Annotated in this window: 2 protein-coding genes; both read right to left on the bottom strand. The window is 58.0% G+C overall.

What is annotated here, in order from left to right; genetic code table 11:
• The coding region (locus AB4Y97_RS20950) for a flagellin N-terminal helical domain-containing protein (protein ID WP_442000967.1) at nucleotides 1–805 on the bottom strand (805 nt) is incomplete at its 3' end.
• 253 nt (nucleotides 806–1,058) lie between these two features.
• Nucleotides 1,059–1,289 (bottom strand): flagellin (locus AB4Y97_RS20955; RefSeq protein ID WP_441999206.1); only part of this gene is annotated, 231 nt, incomplete at its 5' end.

Genomic DNA, 1,289 nt, shown 5'->3' on the forward strand with positions numbered 1-1,289 from the left:
CCTGCAGGCGGGTCGAAGCTTCGTTCATGTCCGCATCGACGAAGGCGCTCACACCGGCCGTCAGCGAGTCCGACAGGACGCCGATGAAGGATTCCTGGGTCTCCAGGAGAGCCTTGTTGGCGCCGAGGGTCGCCGAACCGGTCGTGACGCTATTGATCGCGTCATCAACCGCCGTCAGGGCAGCAGCAACGCGAGCAGCGTTAGCGGCAGCGTCAGCGCCCTGGTTGATGGCACCGGCAGCGCCGGTCATCGTCATCACACCGCTCAGAAGGCCAGCGCCCGTACCGTCAGCAGCCGCGAAAAGAACCGTCTTCGTGGTATCGATGGTAAGCTGTCCGACTTTCTGAGCATTGCCGTCATAAGACGTGACAACCTTCACGTCCGTCGCCGAACCAACGCCCATCAGCCAGTTCTGGCCATTGAACGTTGCAGACGAGCCGGCGCTCTTCAGACCTTCGAGGTTGGTATCGATCTCGGTCTGGATCGCAGCAAGGTCAGCACCTGGCTGGCTCGCCGCAACGAGGCCTTCCTTCATCTTGTTCAGATAAACGAGGGTCTTATCCAGCGCCGACGAGAACGTGTCGATCATCGCCTTGGACTGGCTGATGGAATCCTTCACGGCGCCGAGAGCGCCGTTGTCGGACTTCATCTGGGTCGCGATGGACCAGTACGATGCGTTGTGAGACGCCTCACCGACGCGCAGACCGGTCGAGATCTGACCCTGCGTCTTGCTCAGAGAGTTCTGAGTCGTCTTCAGCGACTGCAGAGCAGTCATCGCCGAGAGGTTAGTGTTAATCGAAGCCATGATGTTCTTCCTTAAGACATGAACAATTTTCGGAGGAATGCCGGAATTTAACCGGCCCAGCGAAATTGCAGTGACGCGCCGAATGAAATTCGATTTCGCTGTTCATGACATCCGGGCTTAAACCGGGAAAGCGGTGAGGCCTCATGCCCTGCCTTCAAGAGAAGACCACCACGATGCTTTACTACCTCTAGTCAAAAACTAGAAAGGAGCCTCAGTCTTTGTAAACCGAGGCTCCAAAGACGTCAATCCGAGTTTACTGGAACAACTTCAGAATCATCTGAGAATTCTGATTTGCGATGGAGAGCGCCTGCACACCGAGCTGCTGCTGCGTCTGCAGAGCCTGCAGGCGGGTCGAAGCTTCGTTCATGTCCGCATCGACGAAGGCGCTCACACCGGCCGTCAGCGAGTCCGACAGGACGCCGATGAAGGATTCCTGGGTCTCCAGGAGAGCCTTGTTGGCGCCGAGGGTCGCCGAACCGGTCGT

Source organism: Microvirga sp. 2TAF3 (genome assembly GCF_052114965.1).
In the GTDB taxonomy this organism is placed as follows: Bacteria; Pseudomonadota; Alphaproteobacteria; order Rhizobiales; family Beijerinckiaceae; genus Microvirga.